Origin of the sequence: Hydrogenophaga sp., assembly GCF_030656115.1 — a bacterium.
Lineage (GTDB): Bacteria > Pseudomonadota > Gammaproteobacteria > Burkholderiales > Burkholderiaceae_C > Hydrogenophaga.
This window is the reverse complement of sequence record NZ_JAUSOO010000050.1, coordinates 19071-36813: the sequence shown is the minus strand read 5'-3', so window position 1 is coordinate 36813 and position 17743 is coordinate 19071. Positions and strand designations below refer to the sequence as shown.

The following is a 17743-nucleotide window of genomic DNA, read 5'->3' as shown; positions in this document are numbered from 1 at the left end:
TTTGGGGCGGCGAAGACGGGCGCCAAACCCTGCTGGGCGGGTGATTGTGCCGCCCCGTACACTCCCGGCATGCTGATTTTGGGAATCGAGTCGTCTTGCGACGAAACCGGCGTGGCCTTGGTGGACGCCAGCGGCACCGGCACGCCCCGGCTGCTGGGCCACGCTTTGCACAGCCAGATTGACATGCACCAGGCCTACGGCGGCGTCGTGCCTGAGCTCGCCAGTCGCGACCACATCCGGCGCGTGCTGCCGCTGACCGACGCCGTGCTGGCGCAGGCCGGGCTGCCGCTGTCGGCCGTGGACGCGGTGGGCTACACCCGCGGGCCCGGGCTGGCGGGCGCCTTGCTGGTGGGTTCGGGTGTGGCCTGTGCGCTGGGCTTTGCCTTGGGCAAGCCGGTGCTGGGCGTGCACCATCTGGAAGGGCATTTGCTGTCGCCGTTTCTCAGCGCCGACCCACCCGAGTTTCCGTTTGTGGCGCTGCTGGTGTCGGGCGGGCACACCCAGCTGATGCGGGTGGACGGGGTTGGGCGCTACGAATTGCTGGGTGAAACCATTGACGACGCGGCGGGCGAGGCGTTCGACAAGTCGGCCAAGCTGCTCGGTCTGGGTTACCCCGGTGGCCCCGCGCTGGCCCAGCTGGCGCAGCAGGGCGATGCGCTGGCCTACAAGCTGCCGCGCCCGCTGTTGCACAGCGGCGACCTCGATTTTTCGTTTGCCGGCCTGAAAACGGCGGTGCTCACCCAAGTGAAGCGGCTGGCCCACGCCAGCATGGACGGACCGGCCACCACGTACCTGGCTGATCCGCTGAGCTTGCAGCAGAAGGCCGACGTGGCCGCCAGTGTGCAGGCCGCTATCGTGGAGGTGCTGGTCAAAAAATCGCTGGCGGCCATCAAAGCCACTGGGCTGCGCCGACTGGTGGTGGCTGGCGGCGTGGGGGCCAACGCGCTGTTGCGCGAGCAGCTCAATGCCGCTTGTGCAAAAGCCCACATCCGCGTGCATTACCCCGAGTTGCATTTGTGCACCGACAACGGTGCCATGATTGCCCTGGCCGCTGGCATGCGCGTTCAGGCGGGGCTGGCACAGCTGGACGCAGAGCCTCAAGCCACCCGCTACCACTTTGACGTGCGCCCGCGTTGGCCGTTGGCCGAGTTGTCTGTGCCCCACGGGTAATGCGAAGCCTGTGCTGCAAGGGGGTTGCCGGGTGCTGAAGATGGATGATCGGCAGTTCATCGGTAGGCGGTTGTGTAAAGTTAATTATGAATTACACTGCGCCTCCCCGAGCTCTCTTGTGACCGAACTCGGCCCGTAACCAAGCACAACAGGCGCTTGGCCAAACCCTGGAACTGCGCTGGCAACCCGCCAGCCCGCCTTCACCGGAATCCGTATGCATCCCGTTTTGACATCTCCCCTGCGCCGCCGTTGCACCACCTGGGTGCTGGCCTTGGCGGCCTGCCTGAGCCTGCCGGTCGCCGCGCAGACCACCGCTTCCGCCAGCACCAGTGCCAGCGGCGCGCCGATTCGCATTGGCATGATCGAAGGCCTTTCAGGCCCGTTTGCCAACACCGGTGAAGCCGTGTTTCGCAACCTGGTGTGGGCCACCGAGCGTGTGAACGCACGTGGCGGTGTGAAACTGCCCGGCGGCAACCGTCCCCTGCAAATAGACCGTTTTGACAGCAAAGGCCAAACCGAAGAGGCCCTGTCGGCGCTGCGCTCCGCGATCGACCGCAACATCACCATCGTCACCCAGGGCAACAGCTCGGCCGCAGCTGCGGGGCTGATCGACGCCATCAACAAGCACAACGAACGCGAGCCGTCGCGCCAGGTGGTGTTTCTCAACTACTCGGCGGTGGACCCGGTACTGACCAATGAGAAGTGCAGTTACTGGCATTTCCGCTTTGACGCCCACGCCGACATGCGCATGACCGCGCTCATGAGCGTGCTGCGCGAAGACTCAGCCCTGAAAAACATCTACCTCATTGGTCAGGACTACAGCTTTGGCCAAGCGGTGCTGCGCGAAGCCCGCAACCAGCTGGCAGCCAAACGGCCCGATGTGAAAATTGTGGGTGACGAACTGCACCCCATGGCGCGGGTGAAAGACTTTTTGCCCTATGCCACCAAGATCAAGGCCAGCGGTGCCCAGGCGGTGCTCACCGGCAACTGGGGCAACGACCTGACACTGCTGGTGAAAGCCGCACGCGAAGTGGGCTTTGAAGGCACGTTCTACACCTTCTACGGCAATGCGCTGGGTGCACCCGCCGCCATTGGCGACGCCGGCATTGGCAAAGTGATCGCAGTGGCCGACTGGTTTCCCAACGTGGCCACGCGCGAATCCGAAGCTTTTTACCAGTCGTTCCGTCAACGCTTTCCGAAACCCGAAGAAGACTACGTGCACATGCGCATGCAGCTCATGATCGAGTCGCTGGCGCAGGCCATCGAGAGCGCGGGCGCAGACGGCAGCCCGATCAACGCGGCCCATATCGCCGCCCAGCTCGAAAAAGCCGACGTCACCTTTGCTGGCCAGCGCGCCCGCATGCGCGCAGCCGATCACCAGTTTCAGCAACCGCTGGCTGTGGCGGTGATGGACCGCCAGGGCGCGCCCGGCGTGAAGTTCGATGTTGAGGGCTCGGGCTATGGCTTTCGCGTCATCCGCAACATCAGTCCCCAGCAAGCCGAGCAGCCGCACGGCTGTAACATGGCGCGGCCCTGATACCGGGTATTTCAAGGAGTCGGTTCATGAGAGCCGTGGTTGATCAGCTGGAAGAGTCCCGCATCCGCGAAGTGGCCAACGAAGGCCTGGGCCGTCCGGACGTGCTCAAGTTCTGGTTTGGCGAAAGCGACGAGGTCACGCCGGCGTTCATCCGCGAGGCGGCCATGGCTTCGCTGCAGCTGGGCGAAACTTTCTACGCCCACAACCTGGGCCTGCCGGAGTTGCGCCAGGCCATAGCGGTTTACACCCATGGCCTGCACCCCGGGCGCTGCGCCGACCATTGGTTTGATCGCATCGCCGTCACCTCGGGGGGTGTCAACGGCCTCATGCTGGCTTCGCAGGTGCTGGTGGAGGCCGGCGACGACGTGGTGGTGATCACACCGGCTTGGCCCAACTTGGCGGCCCAGCCGCAAATCATGGGGGCGCTTGTCAAAACCGTGTCTCTGAACGTGGTCGAGTCGGGTGACCAGGCGGGTGCCTGGGTGCTCGATATGGCGGCTTTGTTGGCGGCCATCACGCCGGCCACCCGCCTGCTGATTGTCAACGCACCCAACAACCCGACCGGCTGGACGCTCAGCCGCGAAGAGCAGAGCACCATCCTGGCGCACTGCCGCTGCACCGGCACCTGGGTGTTGGCGGACGAGGTGTATGAGCGGCTGTACTACGCAGGCCAAAGCGCTAACGGTGCCGCGCCCAGTTTCCTGGATGTGGCCGAACCGGACGACCGCCTGATCGTGGCCCACAGCTTTTCCAAAAGCTTTCTCATGACCGGTTGGCGCCTGGGTTGGCTGGTGTTGCCTGCAGCACTCACCCACGCGGTGGGCAAGCTGATTGAGTTCAACACTTCGTGCGCCCCCGTGTTCACCCAGCGCGCTGCCGTGGTGGCGTTGCAGCGCGGTGACGAAGTCACGCCAGCGCTGGTGGCCCACCTGCAAGCCTGCCGCGACACCTTGGTGCCGCTGCTGCAATCCCTGTCTGGCGTCACGCTGGCCATGCCGCCAGGTGGCATGTACGCTTTTTTCCGGCTGGATGGACAGCCCGACTGCCTGGATGTGGCCAAGCGGCTGGTGCGTGAGGCCGGCCTGGGTCTGGCCCCAGGCAGCGCCTTTGGCCCCGAAGCCGCGGGCTGGCTGCGTTGGTGCTTTGCCAGCCGCGACCCGCAGCGGCTGGTGCAGGGCGTTGAGCGCCTGCAGGCTTGGCTGCGGGACCAAGGCAAAAAAGCGACTGGGCTATAATTCGCGGTTGCTGTTTGTTTGAACGGCAATCCACGCCCGCTGCGGCGGTCAGGCTTGGTGTTTCAGGCGCTGGCAGGCTGCGACGGGGCGCATGTAACCCCCCAGGAATCCGACATGATCGAAAAAACCGTCAAAGCCGCTGTTGTTGCGGACAACGCCCGTGCTGCCAACGACACCGGTAGCCCAGAAGTGCAGGTCGCCATTTTGACCGCCCGCATCAACGAACTGACTCCCCACTTCAAGACGCACGCCAAAGACCATCACGGTCGCCGTGGCCTGCTGCGCATGGTGAGCCGCCGCCGCAAGCTCCTGGACTATCTGAAGTCCAAGGACGCTCAGCGCTATGTTGCCCTGATCGCCAAACTGGGTCTGCGCAAGTAATTTTGAATACGGCATGACACGCAAAACGCCTGAGTTGGTTCGCTGGCTCGGGCGTTTTTTGTTTGTTGGCCGCCCTTTTTGATTCCGGAGCAGCAACAACAGAGCGAAGCTGTGTCATTCCAAAGGTGTTGAGGGTCGAGCCCAAACGGCACTCAACAACTCTGGAATGGCATCGTGTTCTGGGTTGTGTGTCCGGGTTTTGTGCAGCTGGTCTGCACGCCATGCCGCCCGCCAGTTCTGCTGGGTGGCTCGTAGGAGAAAACCCATGAGCATGTTCAACAAAGTCACCAAGACCTTCCAGTGGGGCCAGCACACGGTCACCATGGAAACCGGCGAAATCGCCCGCCAGGCCACCGGCGCTGTGGTGGTCAACATCGACGACACCGTGGTCTTGGCCACCGTGGTGGCCAAGACCGATGCCAAAGCCGGTCAAGACTTCTTTCCGCTGACGGTGGATTACACCGAAAAATCGTACGCCGCCGGCAAGATCCCCGGCAGCTTTTTCAAGCGCGAAGGCCGCCCGAGCGAACTCGAGACGCTGACCTGCCGCCTGATTGACCGCCCGATCCGCCCGCTGTTCCCCGAAGGCTTCTACAACGAAGTTCAGGTGATCGTGCATGTGGTCAGCCTGAACCCCGAAGTCCAGGCCGACATCGCGGCCATGATCGCCACCTCGGCTGCCCTGTCGGTCAGCGGTATCCCGTTCAACGGCCCCATTGGTGCGGCCCGCGTGGGTTACATCAACGGCCAGTACGTGCTCAACCCGGGCCAGACCCAGTTGAAAGACAGCCAGCTTGACCTGGTGGTGGCCGGCACCCAGGCCGCTGTGCTGATGGTGGAGTCCGAAGCCGACCAGCTGTCTGAAGAAATCATGCTGGGCGCCGTGGTGTTTGGTCATGAGCAGGGCAACATCGCCATCGCCGCCATCAACGAACTGGTGCGCGACGCCGGCAAGCCCGTCTGGGACTGGCAGCCACCAGCCAAAGACGAAGCCCTGATCGCCAAGATCGACGACCTGGCCAAAGCCAAACTCGAAGCGGCCTACCAGATTCGCAACAAGCAGGCCCGCACCCAGGCCTGCCGCACGGCTTACGCCGACGTCATGGCGAGCCTGAAGGCCGAAAGTGTGGCCTTTGACAGCGTGGCCATTGAAGCCCTGTTGTTCGAGATCGAAGCCAAGATCGTGCGTGGCCAGATTCTGGCTGGCGAGCCCCGTATCGACGGTCGTGACACGCGTACCGTGCGTGCCATCGAAATCCGCAACAGTGTGCTGCCCCGCACCCACGGTTCGTCGCTGTTCACGCGTGGCGAAACCCAGGCGTTGGTGGTGGCCACGCTCGGTACCGACCGCGATGCCCAGCGCATCGACGCACTGGCTGGCGAGTTCGAAGACCGCTTCATGCTGCACTACAACATGCCTCCCTTCGCCACCGGCGAAGCCGGCCGTTTTGGCACACCCAAGCGCCGTGAAATCGGCCACGGTCGCCTGGCCAAGCGCGCGCTGATCGCCGCGCTGCCCAGCAAGGAAGACTTTCCCTACACCATGCGCCTGGTGTCGGAAATCACCGAGTCCAACGGTTCCTCGTCGATGGCTTCGGTCTGCGGCGGCTGCCTGGCGCTGATGGACGCTGGCGTGCCCATGAAGGCCCACGTGGCCGGTATCGCCATGGGCCTGATCAAGGACGGCAACCGCTTCGCCGTGCTGACCGACATTCTGGGTGACGAAGACCACCTGGGTGACATGGACTTCAAGGTTGCTGGCACCACCAACGGTATCTCGGCACTGCAGATGGACATCAAGATCCAGGGCATCACCAAGGAAATCATGCAGGTCGCACTGGCCCAGGCCAAGGAAGCCCGCATGCACATTCTGGGCAAGATGGAAGAGGCCATGGGAGAAGCCAAGACCGAAGTGTCGAACTTCGCGCCCAAGCTCTTCACCATGAAGATCAACCCCGAGAAGATCCGCGACGTGATCGGCAAAGGCGGCTCGGTGATCCGTGCGCTGACCGAAGAGACCGGTACCCAGATCAACATCGACGAAGACGGCACCATCACCATCGCTTCGACCGACAGCGCCAAGGCCGACGAAGCCAAGCGCCGTATCCAGCAGATCACCGCCGAGGTTGAAATCGGCAAGGTGTACGAAGGTCCGGTCACCAAGATCCTGGACTTCGGCGCTTTGATCAACCTGCTGCCCGGCAAAGACGGTCTGCTGCACATCAGCCAAATCGCCCACGAGCGTGTCGAGCGCGTGACCGACTACCTGAGCGAGGGTCAGATCGTCAAAGTCAAGGTGCTGGAGACCGACGAAAAGGGTCGCATCAAATTGTCGATGAAGGCGCTGATCGACCGCAACAGCGGTGATCAGGGTCAGCAGCAACAGCAGCAATAAGACGGGTTTGTTGGCTATGCAAGCGGTTGAAATCAGCGCCTACGGCGCACCCGATGTGTTGCGTTTGACCGAACGCCCCATGCCCGCAGCGGGCGAGGGCGAGGTGCTCATCCGCGTCAGCGCTTCGGGTGTGAACCGGCCCGATGTGCTGCAGCGCACAGGCAACTACCCGGTCCCGCCCGGTGCCTCCGACATCCCTGGTCTGGAGGTGGCCGGTGTCATTGAGTCGGGTGATGCGGCCGCCATGACGGCTGCGGGTCTGGCTGTGGGTGATCGTGTGTGCGCGTTGGTGGCGGGCGGTGGCTACGCGCAGTTTTGCGTGGCTCCCGTGGGTCAATGTCTGCCGGTGCCAGAGGGGCTGGACGATGTGGCTGCGGCCACTTTGCCCGAGACGTTCTTCACCGTCTGGAGCAACGTGTTTGACCGCGCTCGGCTTCAGTCGGGTGAAACCTTGTTGATTCAAGGTGGCACCAGCGGCATCGGTGTTACCGCGATCCAGATGGCCAAAGCCCTGGGTGCGCGCGTGATCGCCACCGCAGGCAGTGACGACAAATGCGCGGCTTGTCTGGCCCTTGGCGCTGATCACGCCATCAACTACAAAACACAGGATTTCGTGGCTGCCGTGGCCGACCTGACCGGTGGTCAGGGTGTCAACGTGATCCTGGACATGGTGGCGGGTTCTTACGTGGCGCGAGAGCTGGATTGTCTGGCTGAAGACGGCCGACTGGTCATCATCGCCGTGCAGGGCGGTGTCAAATCCGAGATCAACGCGGGCATGGTGTTGCGCCGCCGCCTCACCATCACCGGCTCCACCTTGCGTCCACGACCGGTGTCGTTCAAAGCCGCCATCGCCCAGTGTTTGCGCACCACCGTATGGCCTCTGTTGGCCAACGGTCGTATCAAGCCGGTTGTCTATCGCGCGTTCAACGCTGAGGATGCTGCGTCGGCGCACGCCCTGATGGAGTCCAACCAACATATCGGCAAGCTGGTCCTGGTGTGGTCCTGATTGCCAGCCGAACACAGTTCTGGAGAGATAGCTATGAAAAAACTCATTGCAGGCAACTGGAAAATGAACGGTTCGCTGGCCGCCAACGAGGCGTTGGTCCGAGCCATGTTGCATGGTTTGAAGGGCACAGCACCTGCCGCCGACATGGCGCTGTGCGCGCCAGCGCCTTATCTGGCGCAGTTGCAGGCGCTGCTCCTGGGTAGCCCGATCGCATGGGGTGCGCAAGACGTGTCGGCGCACGAGCAGGGCGCTTACACCGGTGAAGTCAGTGCGGCCATGCTGCGCGATTTCGCATGCCGCTACGCCATCGTGGGTCACTCGGAACGTCGCCAGTACCATGGCGAGACAGACGTTCTGGTGGCCACCAAGGCGCAGCGCGCGCTGGCGCTGGGCATCACCCCCATCGTTTGCGTGGGCGAGACCCTGGCTGAGCGCGAAGCAGACCAAACCGAGGCCGTGGTCAAGCGCCAACTGGCTGCCGTCATTCACGCCGTGGCGCATTGCACCAGCGAAATTGTGGTGGCGTACGAGCCTGTGTGGGCCATCGGTACCGGCAAGACCGCCACGCCAGAGATGGCGCAGCAGGTGCACGCTGTGTTGCGTGCACAGCTTGCTGCAGCCACCCAACACCCTGAACGGGTGCATATTCTTTATGGCGGCAGTATGAACGCGGCCAATGCCGCCAGCTTGCTGGCGCAACCCGACATTGATGGCGGGCTGATCGGGGGCGCTTCGCTCAAGGCGGCGGACTTCCTGCAGATCGTGGCTGCTGCGCAGTAAGCAGTTGCCACAAATTAACCCATTACGGAGAAAAAAATGAACATTTTGTTGACCATCCTCCTTGCTGTGCAGATCCTTTCTGCACTCGGCATGATTGGTTTGATTTTGATGCAGCATGGCAAGGGAGCAGACGCCGGTGCAGCCTTCGGTGGTGGCGCTGGCTCTGCCAGCTTGTTTGGCGCTTCGGGTGGTGCAAACTTCCTGTCGCGGACCACCGCCGTGTTGGCTGGCGTTTTCCTGACCTGCACCCTTGGTTTGGCCTATTTCGGCAATTTGCGCGAAGCACCGAGTTCGGGCAGTGTGCTGGAGGGCTCTGTTCTTCCCACCGAAGTGCCTCCTGCAGCACAGATTCCTGGCCAGACCAGCGGTGGCGCACCTGCTGCAGCTGTCGTGGAAACCCAACCTGTAGGAACAGGTGCAGCCCAAATTCCAGCCAAGTAAGCTGGCCGGCAATGTACTGTGTTAAGCGTTGATTTCACGTGAGATTTTTGAGTGTGATTTGAAGCGAAAACCACAGTTTCCCCCGAAACTAGGGTCGTTTCAGGGTAAACTCTAACGGTTGTCGAGAAGGTTCACACAGTCCCTCGTGAGCCCGGCAACGCAGACCTAGCCGACGTGGTGAAATTGGTAGACACGCTATCTTGAGGGGGTAGTGGCGAAAGCTGTGCGAGTTCGAGTCTCGCCGTCGGCACCAATATTTTTGGACAGCATGGCCCGTGTGCCGTGTCAGTGGAACTTACCAAGATGAGTCTCGAACAATACCTTCCCGTTCTCTTGTTCATTTTGGTGGGTGTTGCGGTCGGGGTCATTCCGCAAGTTCTGGGTTACATACTCGGTCCCAACCGCCCCGACGCGGAAAAAAACTCTCCATATGAGTGTGGCTTCGAGGCATTTGAAGACGCACGGATGAAGTTTGATGTGCGCTACTACCTGGTTGCGATCCTGTTCATTTTGTTCGATCTGGAAATCGCATTTTTGATCCCTTGGGCTGTGGCTTTTTCAGATATTGGTCTGACGGGCTTTCTGGCGGGGGTGGTTTTTCTGGCCATTCTGACCGTGGGCTTTGCTTACGAGTGGAAAAAAGGCGCATTGGATTGGGAATGAGCAAGCTCAACCCTTGCGCAAACTCCGGAGCTGTTCATGATTGAAGGCGTATTCAAAGAAGGTTTTGTAACCACCAGTTACGACTCGGTGGTGAACTGGGCCAAGACAGGGTCGCTCTGGCCTATGACCTTTGGTTTGGCTTGTTGTGCTGTTGAAATGATGCATGCCGCCACGGCTCGATATGATCTCGGTCGTTTCGGTGCCGAGGTGTTTCGCGCCAGTCCGCGTCAGTCTGATCTGATGATTGTGGCTGGCACGCTGTGCAACAAGATGGCTCCCGCTTTGCGCAAGGTCTACGACCAGATGGCGGAGCCCCGCTGGGTGCTCTCCATGGGTTCTTGTGCCAATGGTGGTGGGTATTACCACTACAGTTATTCGGTGGTGCGTGGCTGCGATCGCATCGTGCCTGTGGATGTGTACGTACCCGGTTGTCCGCCCACGGCAGAAGCTTTGCTCTACGGCATCATTCAGTTGCAGCAAAAAATTCGCCGCACCAACACCATTGCGCGGGCCTGAGTGTCTGTTATGGCCTATCCGGTTTGCGTCCAGAAAGTCTGTTCATGAGCGATACCCGAACGCCCTACGCCACCTCGCCCGAGGCGATTCAATCCTCTCTTGCTGCCTTGCTGGGTGATCGCGCCGAGTCGATCGCGGTGGAGCGTGGTGAAGTGACCGTGACGGTGAGTTCGGTCAACTATTTCGATGTTATGCAAAGCCTGCGTGACGAGCCTGTGGCGTGCTTCGAGCAGTTGATTGATTTGTGCGGCATGGATTACCAAACCTACGGCGATGGTCGCTGGGAAGGCTTGCGGTTTGCTGCGGTTGTCCACCTTTTGTCGGTCAGCCTCAACCAGCGTGTTCGCGTCCGGGTTTTTTGCCCGGAGGAAGATTTTCCGGTGCTGGCATCCGTTACGTCGCTGTGGGCGTCTGCCAACTGGTACGAGCGCGAGGCGTTCGATCTCTTTGGCATTGTGTTTGAGGGTCATGACGACCTGCGTCGCATCTTGACCGACTACGGCTTTATTGGTCACCCGTTCCGCAAAGACTTCCCGCTATCGGGTCATGTGGAAATGCGCTATGACGCCACGAGGCAGCGTGTGGTGTACGAGCCGGTGAGCATCGAGCCGCGAGAGATCACGCCGCGCGTGATCCGCGAAGACAATTACGGCGGGTTGCACTGAGCTGTAGGCGAATCGGAATACCCATGGCTGAAATCAAAAACTACACCCTGAACTTTGGTCCGCAGCACCCAGCCGCACACGGTGTGCTGCGTCTGGTGTTGGAGCTCGATGGTGAGGTGGTGCAACGCGCCGACCCACACATTGGCCTGCTGCACCGTGCCACCGAAAAGCTGGCCGAGAGCAAGACATTCATTCAGTCGCTGCCCTACATGGATCGCCTCGACTACGTGTCGATGATGTGTAACGAGCACGCCTATTGTCTGGCCATCGAAAAACTGTTGGGCATTGAGGTGCCGATCCGTGCCCAGTACATCCGTGTGATGTTCTCGGAGATCACGCGCTTGATGAACCACCTGATGTGGCTCGGCTCGCACGGCAACGACTGCGGCAGTTCGACCATTTTGATTTACGCGTTCCGCGAGCGCGAAGATCTGTTCGATATGTACGAGGCTGTGTCCGGCGCGCGTATGCATGCAGCTTACTTCCGCCCGGGTGGCGTGTACCGCGATCTGCCGGAAACCATGCCGCAGTACCGCGTGAGCAAGATCCGCAACGCCAAGGCGATGGCCGAGTTGAACACCAACCGTCAGGGGTCGTTGCTCGATTTCATTGAAGATTTCACCCAACGGTTTCCCTCCTACCTGGGTGAGTACCACACCTTGCTCACCGACAACCGCATCTGGAAACAGCGCACGGTCGGTATCGGTGTGGTCACGCCCGAGCGTGCATTGAGCCTGGGCATGACCGGTCCCATGCTGCGGGGGTCCGGTATCGCGTGGGATCTGCGCAAGACCCAGCCGTACGACGTCTACGACCAGATGGACTTTGACATTCCGGTGGGCAAGACGGGTGATTGCTACGACCGCTACCTCGTCCGCATGGAAGAGATGAAGCAGTCCAACCGCATCATTGAACAGTGTGTGAAGTGGTTGCGTGCCAATCCGGGCCCTGTCATCACCGACAACCACAAAGTGGCGGCGCCTTCGCGTGAATCGATGAAGTCGAGCATGGAAGAGCTGATTCACCACTTCAAGCTGTTCACCGAAGGCTTCCATGTGCCCGAGGGTGAGGCCTATGCTGCGGTCGAACATCCCAAAGGTGAATTTGGTATTTACCTTGTGAGCGATGGCGCCAACAAGCCCTACCGTTTGAAAATTCGTGCTCCTGGCTTTGCGCATCTGGCCACCATGGACGAAATGGCGCGGGGCCACATGTTGGCAGACGCAGTGGCCATCATTGGCACCATGGACATCGTTTTTGGAGAGATTGACCGATGATCTCCGGCATCAAAACTGTGCAAACGGCATCGCTGCCCGAAACTACCCTGCAGCGCTTCGCCCGTGAAGTCGCCAAATACCCTACCGATCAGGCGCAGTCAGCCGTTATGGCCTGTCTGTCCATCGTGCAACAGGAACAGGGCCATGTGAGCCTGGAGTCCGAGAAGGCCATCGCTGAATACCTGGGCATGGCACCCATTGCTGTTCACGAGGTTACGACCTTCTACAACATGTACAACCAGCAGCCGGTGGGCAAGTACAAGCTCAACGTCTGCACCAACCTGCCTTGCCAGCTGCGCGATGGCAACAAAGCGTTGAAACATCTGGAGCACAAGCTCGGTGTGACCATGGGTGGCACCACGGCCGATGGCATGTTCACCCTGCAGCAGAGTGAATGTCTGGGGGCCTGCGCCGATTCGCCTGTGATGCTGGTCAACGACCGGCACATGTGCAGTTTCATGAGCAACGACAAACTCGACCAGCTGATCGAAGGCTTGCGTTCGACGGAGGCAAAGTGACATGAACGCCGAGCAAATTCTTTCCCAGTTTCGCGCCACGGGCGTACAAACCTGCTTCCATGGCCGCCACATCCGTCCGCAGATTTACGCGGATTTGAACGGCAGCAACTGGTCGCTCAAGGACTACGAAGCGCGCGGTGGCTACCAGGCGCTTCGCAAGGTATTGGGCCAGGACGGTGCTGCACCGAACCCCGACACCGGAGTTTCCGGCTTGACGCAGGACCAGGTGATCGCCACTCTGAAAGAGTCGGCGTTGCGTGGCCGAGGTGGTGCCGGTTTTCCCACCGGCCTGAAGTGGAGCTTCATGCCACGCCAGTTTCCTGGCCAGAAATACCTCGTCTGTAATTCGGACGAAGGCGAGCCGGGTACTTGCAAGGACCGCGACATCCTGATGTACAACCCGCACATCGTCATCGAAGGCATGGCCATTGCTGCCTTCGCGATGGGCATCAGTGTGGGTTACAACTACATTCATGGCGAAATTTTTGAAGCCTACGACCGTTTCGAAGTTGCGCTGGAAGAAGCCCGTGCCGCAGGTTTGCTGGGCAACAACATCATGGGCAGCAATTTCAGTTTTCAGTTGCATGCTTTCCATGGATTTGGTGCGTACATCTGTGGTGAAGAAACGGCATTGCTCGAATCGCTGGAAGGCAAAAAGGGTCAGCCCCGTTTCAAGCCGCCGTTTCCGGCCAGCTTTGGTTTGTACGGCAAGCCCACCACGATCAACAACACCGAGACGTTCGCTGCGGTCCCCTGGATCATTCGCAACGGCGGGCAGGCCTATCTGGAGTGTGGCAAACCCAACAACGGTGGCACCAAGATTTTCTCCGTCAGCGGTGACGTGGAGAGCCCAGGCAACTTTGAGGTGCCCATGGGCACGCCATTCTCGACTTTGCTGGAGCTCGCCGGCGGTGTGCGCAAAGGGCGCAAGCTCAAGGCTGTGATTCCTGGGGGCTCGTCGTCGCCCGTGTTGCCTGCCTCCATCATGATGAATTGCACGATGGACTACGACTCGATCTCCAAGGCCGGCTCCATGCTCGGCTCTGGTGCGGTGATTGTCATGGACGACAGCCGCTGCATGGTCGAATCGCTCAAGCGGTTGTCCTACTTTTATATGCACGAGAGCTGTGGCCAGTGCACCCCTTGCCGCGAGGGAACAGGATGGCTTTGGCGTCTGGTGGACCGTATCGAGCGTGGTGAAGGCAAGCCGGCTGACATGGCCTTGCTGGACAACGTGGCTGAAAACATCATGGGGCGCACCATTTGCGCTCTGGGCGATGCAGCGGCCATGCCGGTGCGCGCCATGATCAAACACTTCCGGCCTGAGTTCGAGCACTACATCGAACACAAGACCCGCATGGCCACGGCCAACGTCTGAAAAAGAAGTCGCACATGGTTGAAATTGAACTCGACGGCAAGAAGGTGGAAGTGCCCCCGGGCAGCATGGTGATGCATGCGGCCGAGAAGGCTGGCACCTACATTCCGCACTTCTGTTACCACAAAAAATTGTCTATTGCGGCCAACTGCCGCATGTGTCTGGTCGATGTGGAGAAGGCACCCAAGCCCATGCCTGCCTGTGCCACGCCGGTGACCATGGGCATGATCGTGCGCACCAAGAGCGACAAGGCGATCAAGGCACAGCAGTCGGTGATGGAGTTTCTGCTCATCAACCACCCACTGGACTGCCCGATTTGTGACCAGGGCGGTGAATGCCAGTTGCAGGATCTGGCGGTGGGTTATGGCGGTGGTGCTTCGCGCTACGAAGAAGAAAAGCGTGTCGTGTTCCACAAGGATGTGGGTCCACTGATTTCCATGGAGGAAATGAGCCGTTGCATCCACTGCACTCGCTGCGTTCGCTTCGGTCAGGAAATTGCCGGCGTGATGGAGTTGGGTATGTCGCACCGCGGCGAGCATGCCGAGATCGAGACCTTCGTGGGCAACACGGTCGATTCCGAGCTCTCTGGCAACATGATCGACATTTGCCCGGTGGGTGCGCTGACCAGCAAGCCGTTTCGCTACAGCGCCCGCACCTGGGAACTCTCTCGCCGCAAGAGCGTAAGCCCGCACGATTCGACCGGTGCCAACCTGATTGTTCAGGTGAAAAACCACAAGGTCATGCGTGTGGTGCCGCTGGAAAACGATGCGGTCAATGAGTGCTGGATCGCCGACCGTGACCGTTTTTCTTACGAAGCCGTCAACAGTGAAGAGCGACTGACCGCGCCCATGCTCAAGCAGGGTGGCGAGTGGAAAACGGTGGACTGGCAGACGGCGCTGGAATATGTCGCCAATGGTCTGAAGCAGGTCAAGGCCGACCACGGCGTTGACGCCATCGGTCTGTTGGCCAGCCCGCACAGTACCGTTGAGGAGCTGACTCTGGCTGCTGCCTTGGTGCGCGGTCTCGGCAGTCAGAACATCGACACACGTCTGCGCCACGCCAATTTCACCAATACGGCCCCACTGGGTGCTGCGCGCTGGTTGGGTCGGTCGGTGGCCTCGTTGTCTTCGCTTCAGCGTGTGCTGGTGGTGGGTTCGCACCTGCGCAAAGACCATCCGCTGTTTGCCCAACGCATTCGCCAGGCCGCTCGCCAGGGTTGCCAGATCAACGTGCTGGGTACCGCGACGCAAGACTGGGCCATGCCGGTCAAAAACACCGTGTTGGCCGACAGCTCCTTATGGGTTGTCGCTTTGGCCGGTATTGCCGCCGCTGTGGCGCAGGAAACCGGCGCAACAGCCCCGGTGGTTGTCGAGGTGACTGACACAGCCCGCGCGGTGGCCAAGTCGCTGTTGGGGGGCGAGCAGAAAGCCGTCTTGCTGGGTACCGCCGCAGCGCACCATGAAAAAGCGGCCAGCCTCCTGTCTTTGGCCAACTGGATTGCGCAACAAACCGGTGCCACGGTGGGCTATCTCACCGAAGCTGCCAACACCGTGGGCGCTCAGCTCGTGGGCGCTACGCCGGGGCAGGGCGGTTTCAATGCAGGTCAGATGTTGGGTGGATCGCTCAAGGCCGCGTTGCTGTTGAACACAGAGCCTGCTTACGACAGTGCTGCTGGCACTGCGGGTCTGAAGGCTGCTGACATGGTGGTCACGCTCAGTCCGTTCAAATGCAATATGGACGTGAGCGATGTGCTGTTGCCGATCGCTCCCTTCACCGAAACGTCAGGCTCTTTTGTCAACGCCGAAGGACGTGTGCAAAGTTTCCATGCCGTGGTACGCCCGTTGGGTGACACACGTCCCGCCTGGAAAGTGCTTCGTGTATTGGGCAATCTACTCGGTCTGGCTGGTTTTGACGCCGATTCGTCCCAAGCTGTCTTGGCCAACGCCCTGCCTGGCGTGGCCGCTGGCACGGTGGTGGATGCTTCGCGTCTTTCCAATGCCAGCTCTGCAGCTGTTGACCTCACCCCAGCCCACCTGCAACCGTGTGTGGCAGCCATCTATCAGTTGGATGGACTGGTGCGTCGCGCCACCTCGCTGCAACTCACGAACGATGCCCGCGCATCGAGCGCTCAGATCGAAGGAGTCAGCGCATGATTGACGCCATGTACAACGGCGGTATGGGCTTGATTGCGGCCTCGTGGTGGACCACGGCCGCATGGCCTGTGCTCTGGATTCTGATCAAGATCGTGGCTGTGCTTGCGCCCTTGATGGGAGCCGTGGCTTACCTGACGCTCTGGGAGCGCAAGCTGCTCGGCTTCATCCAGGTTCGCCTAGGTCCCAACCGCGTAGGGCCATTTGGCCTGCTGCAGCCCATTGCCGACGCCATCAAGTTGCTGACCAAAGAGATCATCAGCCCCAGCGCCGCCAGCAGTGGCCTGTTTCGCCTGGGCCCCATCATGGCCATCATGCCGGCGCTGGCAGCGTGGGTGGCGGTGCCGTTTGGCCCTGACGCCATTCTCGCCAACGTCAATGCCGGCTTGCTGGTCATTTTGGCCATCACGTCCATCGAGGTCTATGGCGTGATCATTGCCGGTTGGGCATCCAATTCCAAGTACGCGTTTCTGGGTGCACTGCGCGCTTCTGCCCAGATGGTCAGTTACGAAATTGCTATCGGCTTTTGTTTTCTGGTGGTTGTGATGACCGCAGGCAGTCTGCACCTCGGTGAGATCGTGGCTTCGCAGAGCCGCGGTATGGCGGCCGACATGGGGTTGAACTTCCTGTCCTGGAACTGGCTGCCCCTGCTGCCCATTTTCTTCGTCTACCTGATCTCCGGCGTGGCCGAGACCAACCGTCACCCTTTCGACGTGGTGGAAGGCGAGGCGGAAATCGTTGCCGGTCACATGGTCGAGTACTCGGGCATGGGCTTCGCCATCTTCTTCCTGGCCGAATACGCCAGCATGTGGCTGATTTCCATTCTGGCCGTTTTGATGTTCCTGGGCGGCTGGTTGCCACCTATCGACAGCGCGTTGTTCAACTGGATTCCCGGTTGGATTTGGCTGGGTCTGAAGACCTTCCTCGTCGTCTCGATGTTCATTTGGATCCGTGCCACTTTCCCGCGCTTCCGCTACGACCAGATCATGCGTCTGGGCTGGAAGATTTTTATTCCTGTCACGCTCATCTATCTGCTGCTGGTCGGCGCACTGATGCAGACCTCGTGGAATATCTGGAAATAAGCAGGGCGAATGACCATGTCTACAACCACCGCCTCCGTTGCCACGACCCTTGCCGTCGCTCCATTTTCCTTTCGGGACTTTTTCAAGAGCTTTTTGCTGGTTGAATTGTTCAAGGGCATGGCGCTGACGGGACGCTACGCGTTCCGTCGCAAAGTCACGGTGCAGTTTCCTGAAGAAAAAACACCGATCTCACCACGCTTCCGGGGTCTTCATGCCCAGCGCCGTTATGAAAACGGTGAAGAGCGCTGCATTGCCTGCAAGCTGTGCGAAGCGGTGTGCCCGGCCATGGCCATCACCATCGAGTCCGATGCCCGAGACGACGGATCGCGCCGCACTACGCGCTACGACATCGACCTGACCAAGTGCATTTTTTGCGGCTTTTGTGAAGAGGCCTGCCCTGTGGACGCGATTGTGGAAACCCACATTTTCGAATACCACGGTGAGAAGCGTGGCGATCTGTACTTCACCAAGGACATGCTGTTGGCCGTGGGCGACCGCTACGAAGCCGAAATCGCTGCTGCCAAGGCGGCTGACGCGCCTTACCGCTGATCC

The 17743-nt window shown here is 60.4% G+C and carries 17 protein-coding genes and 1 tRNA gene; all 18 read left to right on the top strand.

The genetic code is table 11. The features are described 5' to 3' along the window. Positions 1–69: 69 nt before the first annotated feature. The 18 genes from tsaD (at position 70) to nuoI (ending at position 17740) form a co-directional block, all read left to right on the top strand. Positions 70–1170 (top strand): tRNA (adenosine(37)-N6)-threonylcarbamoyltransferase complex transferase subunit TsaD, encoded by a 1101-nt coding sequence (gene tsaD / locus Q7J58_RS07295; protein ID WP_304825500.1) that lies wholly within the window; start codon positions 70–72, stop codon positions 1168–1170. 214 nt (positions 1171–1384) lie between these two features. Next, positions 1385–2707, top strand: coding sequence for a branched-chain amino acid ABC transporter substrate-binding protein (locus Q7J58_RS07290; RefSeq protein ID WP_304825497.1), 1323 nt, complete (start codon positions 1385–1387; stop codon positions 2705–2707). A 26-nt stretch (positions 2708–2733) separates the two neighbouring features. Further along, on the top strand, positions 2734–3942 hold the full coding sequence (locus Q7J58_RS07285) for a pyridoxal phosphate-dependent aminotransferase (RefSeq protein ID WP_304825494.1): 1209 nt from the start codon (positions 2734–2736) through the stop codon (positions 3940–3942). A 114-nt stretch (positions 3943–4056) separates the two neighbouring features. Then, positions 4057–4323: a 30S ribosomal protein S15 gene (gene rpsO / locus Q7J58_RS07280; protein WP_304825492.1), complete on the top strand. Its 267-nt coding sequence runs from the start codon at positions 4057–4059 to the stop codon at positions 4321–4323. Positions 4324–4588: 265 nt separating this feature from the next. Further along, on the top strand, positions 4589–6718 hold the full coding sequence (gene pnp, locus Q7J58_RS07275; protein WP_304825489.1) for a polyribonucleotide nucleotidyltransferase: 2130 nt from the start codon (positions 4589–4591) through the stop codon (positions 6716–6718). A gap of 16 nt (positions 6719–6734) precedes the next feature. Beyond that, entirely contained in the window at positions 6735–7724 is a 990-nt protein-coding gene (locus Q7J58_RS07270; protein WP_304825487.1) for an NAD(P)H-quinone oxidoreductase, read from the top strand. Positions 7725–7757: 33 nt separating this feature from the next. Beyond that, complete coding sequence (gene tpiA / locus Q7J58_RS07265) at positions 7758–8504, top strand: triose-phosphate isomerase (RefSeq protein WP_304825485.1); 747 nt, start codon at positions 7758–7760, stop codon at positions 8502–8504. Positions 8505–8540: 36 nt separating this feature from the next. Continuing rightward, positions 8541–8945 carry a preprotein translocase subunit SecG gene (gene secG / locus Q7J58_RS07260; RefSeq protein WP_304825482.1) on the top strand — a complete coding sequence of 135 codons (405 nt, stop codon included), beginning with the start codon at positions 8541–8543 and terminating at the stop codon, positions 8943–8945. A gap of 168 nt (positions 8946–9113) precedes the next feature. Continuing rightward, a tRNA-Leu gene (locus tag Q7J58_RS07255) sits at positions 9114–9198 on the top strand. A gap of 50 nt (positions 9199–9248) precedes the next feature. After that, positions 9249–9608, top strand: coding sequence for an NADH-quinone oxidoreductase subunit A (locus Q7J58_RS07250; RefSeq protein ID WP_304825479.1), 360 nt, complete (start codon positions 9249–9251; stop codon positions 9606–9608). 36 nt (positions 9609–9644) lie between these two features. Continuing rightward, entirely contained in the window at positions 9645–10124 is a 480-nt protein-coding gene (locus Q7J58_RS07245) for an NADH-quinone oxidoreductase subunit B (protein WP_068175390.1), read from the top strand. Between the two features lie 44 nt (positions 10125–10168). Beyond that, positions 10169–10789, top strand: coding sequence for an NADH-quinone oxidoreductase subunit C (locus Q7J58_RS07240; protein WP_304825476.1), 621 nt, complete (start codon positions 10169–10171; stop codon positions 10787–10789). A 23-nt stretch (positions 10790–10812) separates the two neighbouring features. Continuing rightward, positions 10813–12066 carry an NADH-quinone oxidoreductase subunit D gene (locus tag Q7J58_RS07235; protein WP_304825473.1) on the top strand — a complete coding sequence of 418 codons (1254 nt, stop codon included), beginning with the start codon at positions 10813–10815 and terminating at the stop codon, positions 12064–12066. Beyond that, on the top strand, positions 12063–12584 hold the full coding sequence (gene nuoE / locus Q7J58_RS07230) for an NADH-quinone oxidoreductase subunit NuoE (protein ID WP_304825470.1): 522 nt from the start codon (positions 12063–12065) through the stop codon (positions 12582–12584). Before Q7J58_RS07235 ends, nuoE begins: the two co-directional genes overlap by 4 nt. A gap of 1 nt (position 12585) precedes the next feature. After that, the gene (gene nuoF / locus Q7J58_RS07225) at positions 12586–13962 is read left to right on the top strand and encodes an NADH-quinone oxidoreductase subunit NuoF (RefSeq protein ID WP_304825467.1); all 1377 of its coding nucleotides are present in this window, start codon (positions 12586–12588) and stop codon (positions 13960–13962) included. Between the two features lie 14 nt (positions 13963–13976). Next, a complete protein-coding gene (nuoG, locus tag Q7J58_RS07220) occupies positions 13977–16112 on the top strand; it encodes an NADH-quinone oxidoreductase subunit NuoG (RefSeq protein WP_304825464.1) in 2136 nt (711 codons plus the stop codon). Beyond that, positions 16109–17191, top strand: a complete 1083-nt coding sequence (gene nuoH / locus Q7J58_RS07215) for an NADH-quinone oxidoreductase subunit NuoH (protein WP_304825461.1) — start codon at positions 16109–16111, stop codon at positions 17189–17191. The genes nuoG and nuoH overlap by 4 nt, the downstream gene beginning before the upstream one ends. A 9-nt stretch (positions 17192–17200) precedes the next feature. Next, positions 17201–17740: an NADH-quinone oxidoreductase subunit NuoI gene (gene nuoI, locus Q7J58_RS07210; protein ID WP_304825458.1), complete on the top strand. Its 540-nt coding sequence runs from the start codon at positions 17201–17203 to the stop codon at positions 17738–17740. Positions 17741–17743: the final 3 nt, after the last annotated feature.